The 9,605-nt window shown below is 46.4% G+C and carries 9 protein-coding genes; 8 read left to right on the top strand and 1 reads right to left on the bottom strand.

Annotated features, from left to right (window positions below):
• Positions 1–154 precede the first annotated feature (154 nt).
• From HMPREF2983_RS00600 to HMPREF2983_RS00565, 8 genes are all read left to right on the top strand, one after another.
• Complete coding sequence (locus tag HMPREF2983_RS00600) at positions 155–754, top strand: hypothetical protein (protein WP_070665652.1); 600 nt, start codon at positions 155–157, stop codon at positions 752–754.
• Between the two features lie 51 nt (positions 755–805).
• Complete coding sequence (locus HMPREF2983_RS00595) at positions 806–1,294, top strand: hypothetical protein (protein ID WP_023983534.1); 489 nt, start codon at positions 806–808, stop codon at positions 1,292–1,294.
• Positions 1,295–1,303: 9 nt separating this feature from the next.
• Positions 1,304–1,960 (top strand): DUF4903 family protein, encoded by a 657-nt coding sequence (locus HMPREF2983_RS00590; protein WP_070665649.1) that lies wholly within the window; start codon positions 1,304–1,306, stop codon positions 1,958–1,960.
• Positions 1,961–2,195: 235 nt separating this feature from the next.
• Entirely contained in the window at positions 2,196–4,253 is a 2,058-nt protein-coding gene (locus HMPREF2983_RS00585; protein WP_025070205.1) for a TonB-dependent receptor plug domain-containing protein, read from the top strand.
• A 5-nt stretch (positions 4,254–4,258) separates the two neighbouring features.
• The gene (locus tag HMPREF2983_RS00580) at positions 4,259–4,963 is read left to right on the top strand and encodes an HmuY family protein (protein WP_025070206.1); all 705 of its coding nucleotides are present in this window, start codon (positions 4,259–4,261) and stop codon (positions 4,961–4,963) included.
• Positions 4,964–5,009: 46 nt separating this feature from the next.
• Positions 5,010–6,560: a DUF438 domain-containing protein gene (locus tag HMPREF2983_RS00575; RefSeq protein WP_025070207.1), complete on the top strand. Its 1,551-nt coding sequence runs from the start codon at positions 5,010–5,012 to the stop codon at positions 6,558–6,560.
• Between the two features lie 14 nt (positions 6,561–6,574).
• Positions 6,575–7,450 carry a hypothetical protein gene (locus tag HMPREF2983_RS00570; protein WP_070665646.1) on the top strand — a complete coding sequence of 292 codons (876 nt, stop codon included), beginning with the start codon at positions 6,575–6,577 and terminating at the stop codon, positions 7,448–7,450.
• A 17-nt stretch (positions 7,451–7,467) separates the two neighbouring features.
• On the top strand, positions 7,468–8,913 hold the full coding sequence (locus HMPREF2983_RS00565; RefSeq protein WP_070665643.1) for a PepSY-associated TM helix domain-containing protein: 1,446 nt from the start codon (positions 7,468–7,470) through the stop codon (positions 8,911–8,913).
• 26 nt (positions 8,914–8,939) lie between these two features.
• Here HMPREF2983_RS00565 and HMPREF2983_RS00560 read toward each other — a convergent pair whose 3' ends face one another.
• The gene (locus HMPREF2983_RS00560) at positions 8,940–9,308 is read right to left on the bottom strand and encodes a plasmid mobilization protein (RefSeq protein WP_246829306.1); all 369 of its coding nucleotides are present in this window, start codon (positions 9,306–9,308) and stop codon (positions 8,940–8,942) included.
• Positions 9,309–9,605: the final 297 nt, after the last annotated feature.

Genomic DNA, 9,605 nt, shown 5'->3' with positions numbered 1-9,605 from the left:
AGAACCTTCAAGGGCTTAGTTGCGGATTTGAGGTATTGCTATTTTTGAAGGAAAAAATGCTGACGGTTTCCAATATGTTCTACACAACAAGAGTTTCAAAGGAACAATATTAGGTGTCACTTCAGAAGAATATACAAAAGTTCCTTATCTGAAAATGCCTAAACAAATATCATTTTTCCAGTTAGAGCATCTTGACTTGCTTAACGGCATAGATATGTCTGCAAATACCGATCTGTTTCATGGGCACATGTACACTTGTCGCTCTATCAAGAAAATGGACATGAGCCATTCTACCAAATTGGGACAACGCAGCATACCATTGGAGATGACAGATATGGATGTATCGTGGGTGGAAATCAAAGACTGTCCGGATCTTGAGGAAATCATGTTTCCTAAGAAGGCGTACATCATGAACAATATGACTTTCTGCTATTTGCCCAAATTAAAGAAGCTGGATCTTTCGCAATTTGAGTCTTTTTGGAGATGTGATTTATATGAATTAAAAAATGTGCAGATTATCTACCCAACTATGAAATATAGTGTTTATATGGGTAAAAAAACACAGGAACGCCATTCTGGGTTGGGTATAGATCAGGATATTTTCGATCGTCAGGAAACAAAAGACTTTATCAAGAATAATATAAAATATATAGACAATAATAGTTTTGCTGTTGAAGGACAGTATATGCCACATCCTTGGGAACGTCATGAGGACGTGAGATGGATGGATATATGGAAAAAGAATCCATGGTAATAATGCCATGTATTATTTATAAACTTTTTTTACTTTAAAAATTCATTTGGTATGAAACGATTAATGTTTTCATTGCTCGTACTTCTTATGGCGAGCTTCGTGGGTGTTAACGCTCAAGTAATTAACAATGAAGTCCAGTTTAAGGGTTCTGCAACAAACGTGTATATGGGAGGTAAACATGTGAGAGACATGAACGACTTAACTTTCACGGTTGCTCCTACGGAGGACGGCAGATGTTGCCTTAGTGGACATGCCGCCTTTCTTGCAGCAGGAATCACCTATCATGACATGGACTTTACACTTAAAAAAGTAGTATTTGATGTTTTGCAACCGAATGGTGCAATCAGCAATGCGTCGGGATATGCACATATTTATATCCAACTGTTCAGAAAATTTACAGTGTTGAGTAAAGATTTCAATGTAACCAGCCTCACGGGAAATGTTACCGACAACAACCTGACATTCCATATAGAGGCTATCATCCCAGACTACAAGGGTGGTTATGTCATCAGCTTTGATTTCACTGGAAATAAAATCTAACATTGAGTAGTGGCAACAAGTAAGAAACATTTGATCCTTTACTTAGTATTTATAGTTTGTTCAATCTTTGCCTCCTGCTCGGGAGACGAAAGGATTGAACAAACCCCTGTTGATACAGAATACGCAGCCAAGGTAAAGGAGATATTGAAAGATAGCATAGTCTTGCGTTCCAAGGCTATGATGGCAACCGTGGACAAAACATTGCTACCCGAAGGATGTCCTTTGAAATATTATTTTCACTGGAACGAAGGTTCTGACAAGCCTCTGAACATTCAGTTGAAGAACTTCTCTGTGGGTAAAATGCCTGTTCAGATTTGGTTTAACATCAATTGCAAACTTACTCGTCTTAACTCATGGGAGAGAGATGAATACAAGGGAGATGGCTGGGTGAAATTTATTGGCGAATACGGTGCAACTACCTATATGCCAAACAAGAATGATACCCAACACGAATATGAGAATGGCGACGGAGGCAGCGGCTATGTGCAGGGCTACCTGAACGTGAACACCAAGCAGATAGAGTTCTCCACCAACTTCAATGTCATGTTGATGCAGAGTTATGTTTACTTACAGACAATCGACTATTCAAAGATGGACACTTTCGAGGAAGATTTCGCTAAATTTGAAGAAGATTTGGAGAAATACAAGCAAGCACATGGATTGTAAAGAGCGAAAATATCGAGTAACTTTTCGCCAGATGAACACAATCATCTCTTATGCCTCCTACATTATTATATAGATAGGTATAGAAAGCTATGCTTCTTCCCGTAAAGAGCATAGCTTTCGCTTATATGAAGGTGTTGGTCGGCGGTTTGTTGATTTGAGAATAAAAAAGGAAACAAGAGTGAAAATAGCAATAACATATATATCGTCAGTCCTCCTGCTGTCATGCTTAGGCACGATGCCCGCCTTGGCACAGGAGAAGCCGACGGAAAAGGCGGACACTACGAAAACAAGAAACTTGGAGGGTATCGTGGTAATGGGTTCACGCACGGCTCGACCGGTGAAGCTGTCGCCCATCACCACGCGGGTGCTTAGCGGAAAGGGAATGGTGGAAAGCGGATACAGCGACTTTCAGCAAGCCCTGCAGCACGAGACGCCCGGACTGAGCATACAGAAAGTAAACTTTGGCAGCGAGATCAACCTTGACGGTCTCGATGCACGTCATGTGCTCTTCCTCACCGACGGTGAGCGAATGACAGGCGACATGGCAGGCAACCTTGACTACGAGCGTTTCAACCTGCACGCCATCGACCGCGTGGAGATTGTGAAAGGAGCAAGTAGCACACTCTACGGCAGTCGTGCCTCGGGAGCCGTCATCAACATCATCACCAAGAAGACCAGCGAGCCTTTCGCTTTCGACGCTGGCGTTCGCTGGGGGCAGATGAACGAACGCAACTTCAGGAATCCCAAGAAGAAGGATTTTATCTATATGTTCGAGAAGAATGCCGACCGTCCGAATCTGCAAGGATGGCTGTCAGCAGGATTCAAGAAAGGTGCGTTCACCTCGCAGAGCGATGTATGGTACAGTGAAAGCGATGCTTTCTATCTGTATCAGGCGGAAAACGACCGCAAGGTATATACGAAGGAAGCCAATCCATTCTTGGAAAAGGACATCGTGCTGGAAAGCAGTTTTCCACGTCCGCCCATGGGCATAGAGGGACGCGAACACATAATCGCCTCACAGAAGCTCTATTTCGAGCCGTCAAAGCATTTCAAGGCGCAAGCATACGGCTCGGTGTTCTTCATCAACCAATATGACTTGGTGCAGGATCTCGTGCTGACACAGGGACGAGACTATACATGGGGGGTAAAGGCGAGCTACGCGCTGAAAGACTGGCTGACGATTACGGCAAGTGTTCACGGTGATTATTACGACCGCTTCAAGCGGCATGAGCGGCGCGATGAGCGCAAGCCCGTGTACCACTCGCGCATCTTCCAGCCACGACTGACACTCAGCAGCAACTACTTTGCCGGTCATGCACTCGTCATGGGACTGGAATACTGCGGAGACCGACTGACGAGCGACCGCTTCGTCAATCACAAGATGACATCGCGCACGCTGGAGGAGACCGAGTTCTATGTGCAGGACGACTGGACGGTGAACAACCATTGGATGTTCTCGGGCGGCGTGAGAACAAACTTCTCGGAGGCTTTCGGATTCATGTATATGCCTAAGATTGCGGCAAAGTATTCGCCCGACGACTATTGGGCTATACGTGCCAACTACTCGATGGGCTACCGTTCGCCAAGCATCAAGGAATTGTTCTTCAACTGGGATCACCTCGGTATGTTCATGATTAAGGGCAACGAATTCCTGAAACCAGAGAAGAACAACTACGTCTCGGCAGGCGTGGAATACAGCAACCGTCATTTCTTCTTCAACAGCACGCTTTACGGCAACTTCTACCGCAAGAAGATAGAGGGCGTATGGCGCATCTACGACATGCAGTACAATTTCGAGTACGTTAACCTCGACCGCCAGACGATAGCAGGCGTTGACTTGCTGGGACGCTGGACGCCGACCGACTGGCTCACGCTGAACGCTAGCTACTCGTATGTATATGTGAGCAAGGAGAAAGGACTGCGCATCAACACCACGTCACCCCATGCGGCTACGGCAGGCGTGAAGTACAGTTACAAGAACAAGAGGAACTACCGGCTCGATGCCTACTTCAATGCGCAGATCATGGGCGAGAAGCAATACGACGTACAGGACCGCGTGTATGTGGAAAAAGACGGCAGGTCTTACGATGCCTATTTCCGCTGCACGCTGCCCACCTACGCCCTGTGCAACCTGAACGTGGCTCAGACTTTCCGTGAGAAAATCCGCTTGTCGGTAGGCGTGGACAACATCTTCAACTACAAGCCACGGACGTTGGGTTCGGGACTTACCGCCTTTAGCGTTCCAGCCACGGCCGGGGCAAGAGCATACATACAATTGGAATTCAAAATATGATGAATATGAAAGCAAGAATATTTCCTATCCTCGCATTGGCTTGCCTGTCGCTGTCCTCATGTCTTTCGTATGACGCCGACGAGTTCACTGGCAGAATTATGCCGAGGGTGGCAAGCTACACCTCCGGCGTGACCAACGACTGGATCTACTTCAACCTGCGCACGGGCGAGGTGTTCAACCGCACCGCTCCCAATCAGGAGATAAAGGAGGGCGAACAGAAGAACCGTCTTGACTGGGACATCGCCTTTTGCGGCTACCACGTCCGCACCAACAGCGGTACGAGCGGCAACGGCAAGGGCGGTGCCATCGACTTAGGGTATGGTGACTATGACCGCTGGCAGCATATAGACCAGCTTCCCAAAGGGCAGGGCTGGGTCGTGGACGACGACAAGACCGTGAAGATTACCTACTCGCAGTCAGACTGGTTTCGCTATGTGAACACGCACGGACTAGACCCGAAGGAAAATCCATGGTTCGACCCAAACAACGGGCCGCAGCGCACGCTTACAAGTGCCAACCCCCTGTTGGAAAGAAACATGTTTCTTTCCGGTCCACCCATGACCTATACTCCGTCATACCATGTGTATGTCGTTCGTACTGCCGACGGCAAGCGGTATTTCAAGCTGCAGATCATCAGTTGGTACAACCAGCACACGGAGATAGACGACACGGGCGGACAGATGAGCTATTATTGTGATGAACTGAAATAAAGCTTACATTTGCTCGTTATATCATAAATGTGAAAATACAATTCTTATGAATAAGAAAATATGCGAAATGCAGCGGCACTTGCCTAAGATAGAGATAGAACGACTGCAATGTTTGGCTGACATCAAAAAGCAATACGCTTTTGGAACTATTTCGCTTGAGGAAGCCAAACGACAACTGAAAGAGAAAGTGGGCAAGCTGAAACCCTATCATTACGCCTTGATGGAGCAGACGATGACGGAAGAAAACCCAGAGGAATGTTTCAAGGAAAATCTTTCCGAACTCAACAAGCTGTTGGAGGAGATGATGGATTACAGCATTCCAACCTTGCCTGATGATCATCCCATTCGTCACTACTATCGCGAGAATGAGGAGATGCGTCGCATACTGAACGCCGCCGAAGACTTGGTACAGTATCCTGTGATTAAGAATCAGTGGTTGGAACTGTTGGACAAAGCCTCTGCCTATCTCATACACTATACCCGAAAACAAAACCAGCTCTATCCGATACTTGAGAAGAAAGGATTTGACCGTCCCACCGTCACCATGTGGACCTTTGACGACATGATTTCCAACTGCGTGAAGAAGTTGAGACCATTGCTTGAAGCTAATGATGAAGAGACTTTTGTCGCACAAGTGAAAGAGCTGATACCCTATCTCCGCGACTTGATGGATAAAGAAGAGGCCATCCTCTATCCAACCTCGCTCGCCTTGATCAAAGAAGAGGAATTTGAGGAAATGAAGAGTGGAGACCAAGAGATAGGTTTTGCCTTTATCAATGTGGCAAAGACAGAGAAGAAAGATAACATCCGCCCTGCCGACGGCTTTGCCCAAGAACTGCAATCGCTGCTGGCGAAGTATGGCTACGCCGTGAAACACGACCAACCGTTAGACGTGACAACAGGCAAGCTCACGCTCGAGCAAATCAATCTCATCTACCAGCATTTGCCTTTCGACATCTCGTTTGTCAACGAAGATGAACTGGTGCAATTCTACTCTGACACCGACCATCGCATATTTCCTCGCTCTAAAAACGTGATAGGGCGAAAAGTAGAAAACTGCCATCCACGCAAGAGCGTGCACATCGTTCGTGAAATAGTGGAAAAGATGCGAAGCGGCGAACAGAACAAGGCGGAATTTTGGATTAACAAGCCTAATCTGTTTATCTATATCACTTACTATGCTGTGAGAGACAAGCAGGGCGATTTCAGAGGCATCCTTGAAGTGATGCAAGACTGTACTCGCATTCGTACTCTCACTGGGTCGCAGACGCTTCTCACATGGGCAGACGAAAAAGAGAAGTATGCCACACCGCCCACCTCTACAATGACAGACTCTATGGAAGCAGAGAAAGATGACGACAAACAGATAGCAGAGATTACCGAAGACACTATGCTCAAAGATCTTTTCTCTCAATATCCTGGTCTAAAGGAAGCCTTGGCCCGGCAATACGCACCTTTTAAGATGTTGCAAACAGCATTGGGAAAATTGATTCTGAAAAAGGCTACCATCAAGATGGCGGGAGAACGGTCCGGATTAGGAACACAAAAGCTCATCACGATGATACGGCAGGCCATACATCGCATCAGTCAATCATAACATCTCTCAATAAGATGGATAAGAAAGTAAGAGAATACTACTGGTGGCGCACCATCGCCTCATTTTTATTGGTGCTTTTCGCCATGCCCTTGGGTCATGCGCTGATGATATTGATGGAGAAGTTTATGGACGAGGGCGCCATGCATGTAGCAGGGTTTGCGATGGGTTTCGTGGGGCTTGTCCTCGTTATCGTCGGCGTGTTTGTGAAGGGCGACACCCGACAAACGCTGTGGGGACTCTTCGGTGGACTGCTTTTCTGGACGGGTTGGGTGGAGTTCCTCTTCCTGTATTATGCCCGACGTTATGGCGTACCGCCTGAGATAGAGAATGGCGTGGTGGTGACGAAGCCCGAATACCTTATCATGCCTGCCTCGTTTGGCTTGTGGATGATGGTGATGACCATGTATGTGTTCAGCACAAAGAACGGCTGCGACCTGATTACATGGATACAAAAGGTATGTTTCCGAAGCAAGCGCAAGGTTGTGGTGGTGCAACCCATGACGCGCCACACGAGCATCGTCACGTTCATGGAACTGAACATGATTCTTTGGGCAATGTACTTGCTGCTCATGTTCTGCTACGACAAGACTTTCCTCGGTGATCATCACCCTGTGACGTTTCTTGTGGGAGTGGGGTGTCTCGTCGGGTCTATCTTCATGTTTCGACACCAATTGCACATCGCTGCATGGGGTGCGAATATACGAATGGCTATCGCCACCGTCATCATCTTTTGGACACCTGTGGAAATATTGGGAAGGATGAACTTCTTCCAAGAGTTTTGGGTAGAGCCAGAGAAACACGTGTGGCAAATGCTTGTCATCCTCATGGCTTTTATTTTGTTGGGTGTTTATCTTTGGTTGAAGAGTAGGCTACGAAAGAGAACCAAATAAAGGGAAAAGGGTATCGAATGAAGAAATCAACATGGAGACAACACCATAAATGGTTAGGAATAGTCTTAGCCCCATTTATCATACTCTTTTGTTTCTCAGGAATTGTTCTCAATCATGCTGGCTTGTTAGCAGATGTAAACATAAGCCGAAAACTTCTGCCAGCGGAGTATCGGTATGACCGGTGGAACAAAGGGTTGCTTCGTGGAACGATGAAGTGGAATTGCAAGACGTTGATATATGGCAATTCAGGTATATGGTTAAAAGAGGAAAGCAACGGCACGATAAGAGATTTTAACAGGGGCTTGCCCAATGGTGCCGACCACAGAAGTATCCGTGGCGTAGTTTCTATGCCAAACGGATTCCTATATGCCATAAGCCAGTATAATCTATATTGCTTGAACGAGTGCGGCGCTTGGATGAGGATTGACTTGCCCAATGATGAGCATGAACGGCTAAGCGACATTACGCAGAAAAACGATTCGCTCATCATTACCGGGCGCTCACACATCTATCTTTCTCATGTTCCTTATCATACTTTTCAAAAAATCACGTTAAAGAAAGGTGGCAATGACAAAGGCAAAGTTTCGCTATTCCGTACAACATGGCTTCTTCATGGGGGCGGACTGTTTGGAATTGTAGGCAAACTCTTTGTCGATTTAGTGGGGCTTATCCTCTTGTTCCTATCCATATCAGGCATATACTATTCCTTTGCACCTCGCCCGCATTCATCATTCGGTGCACGAATTAAAAGCTGGCTGATTAAATGGCACAACCAAATAGGCTGGGCATCCATATTCTTCTTGTTGCTGCTTACCATTACGGGATGGATGCTACGCCCACCTGCACTCATAGCCATCGCTTCAGCCAAAATCCCTCCGATACCTTTTTCCGCAATGGATAGCGATAACCCGTGGAACGATTGCCTACGCTCACTACGGTATGATGATGACAAGGAGGACTGGCTGCTATGCACTTCCGACGGTTTCTACTCTCTCCGCCATTTGAGCGACACACCGCAAAAAGAGCAAGTGCAACCACCCGTGAGCGTTATGGGCATCAATGTTGAGCAAAAAGACAGTCGGCACAAATGGCTGATCGGCTCATTCAGCGGCTTGTATGTATGGGACAGAACCCACCAGAAAGTAGCCGATTATTTCACCCACCATACCCCCCAGTCCACAGACGGAATGCCCATCAGTAGTCATCCTATATCAGGATTTTCGTCAGACATAAATGGCGAAGAACTTGTCGTGGACTACAACAAAGGTTGTCCTCGTCTTGCCATGCCCAATATCATGGCAACATTGCCTATGTCACTGCGTAATGTTTGCATAGAAGTTCACACCGGGCGTATCTTTACATTCTTGGGCAAAGCCTCTATATTATACATTTTTCTCATGGGAATAGCTTGCGTATGGTGTCTTTGGAGTGGCTGGAAGATATATAGAAGATACCCTCGTTGAGTTACAATTCCGTCATTTGAAAAAAATTACGATAAGCGATAATCCTCTGTCAACTCCACAGCCTGTTGTTGGAGGCGTGTAACCTCATTTGTAAGCTTGATAAGCTCTTTCAGCAATGCCTGCACACTCCTGTCTGCTGTATAGCAGTGCAGAAGTTTGACCACCTGATTGTAGTTTACTCCTATTCTGTGAATTTCCGCAGTGAGTTCGGACAGCTTGCGATTATATTCCACGGCGGACTTGTCCACCATAATTACCTTGAAACTTTCCCCAAGAACACGGGTACGCACAAAATCAGACTTGCTTACCGCACCCGATTTGTTGTATAGGTCGATGGCACGTAGCTGGTCTTTCACATCGGGCATACGGGTATCCCATCTATCCCAGCATGGCACTTCCTCTGTCTCTCTGTGTCCGTAACGATTGTTGTTGGCTACTTCTAATTTTAGCCTAATTTTATGTTTTATTCTGTTATCTAATCACGACTTTGGAGTGATTTAATCCCCTTTCGGGGCAAGGGTCTTTGTGGTACAAATGGCAATTTGTGGTACAAAGACACACCTTGCTGATGTAGAAAATGGGATTATAAGCCCCTGCCGTGTTACTGCATTCATTGAATACAGTAACTCAGCGTAGGCTTGCATTCGAGGAATGCAGTACTTCAGAGTTTCCGCCATCTTTCCACATCATCT

The organism is Prevotella sp. HMSC077E09 (assembly GCF_001814685.1).
GTDB lineage: Bacteria > Bacteroidota > Bacteroidia > Bacteroidales > Bacteroidaceae > Prevotella > Prevotella oris.
The sequence above is the reverse complement of the archived record's forward strand: the minus strand, read 5'-3'. Positions and strand labels throughout refer to the sequence as shown.

Excerpts from the sequence above, each read along its gene's own strand:
- HMPREF2983_RS00600 (WP_070665652.1), top strand. The coding sequence starts at position 155 with ATGCCTAAACAAATATCATTTTTCCAGTTAGAGCATCTTGACTTGCTT.
- HMPREF2983_RS00565 (WP_070665643.1), top strand. The coding sequence starts at position 7,468 with ATGAAGAAATCAACATGGAGACAACACCATAAATGGTTAGGAATAGTC.
- HMPREF2983_RS00570 (WP_070665646.1), top strand. The coding sequence starts at position 6,575 with ATGGATAAGAAAGTAAGAGAATACTACTGGTGGCGCACCATCGCCTCA.
- HMPREF2983_RS00575 (WP_025070207.1), top strand. The coding sequence starts at position 5,010 with ATGAATAAGAAAATATGCGAAATGCAGCGGCACTTGCCTAAGATAGAG.
- HMPREF2983_RS00595 (WP_023983534.1), top strand. The coding sequence starts at position 806 with ATGAAACGATTAATGTTTTCATTGCTCGTACTTCTTATGGCGAGCTTC.
- HMPREF2983_RS00580 (WP_025070206.1), top strand. The coding sequence starts at position 4,259 with ATGAAAGCAAGAATATTTCCTATCCTCGCATTGGCTTGCCTGTCGCTG.
- HMPREF2983_RS00585 (WP_025070205.1), top strand. The coding sequence starts at position 2,196 with ATGCCCGCCTTGGCACAGGAGAAGCCGACGGAAAAGGCGGACACTACG.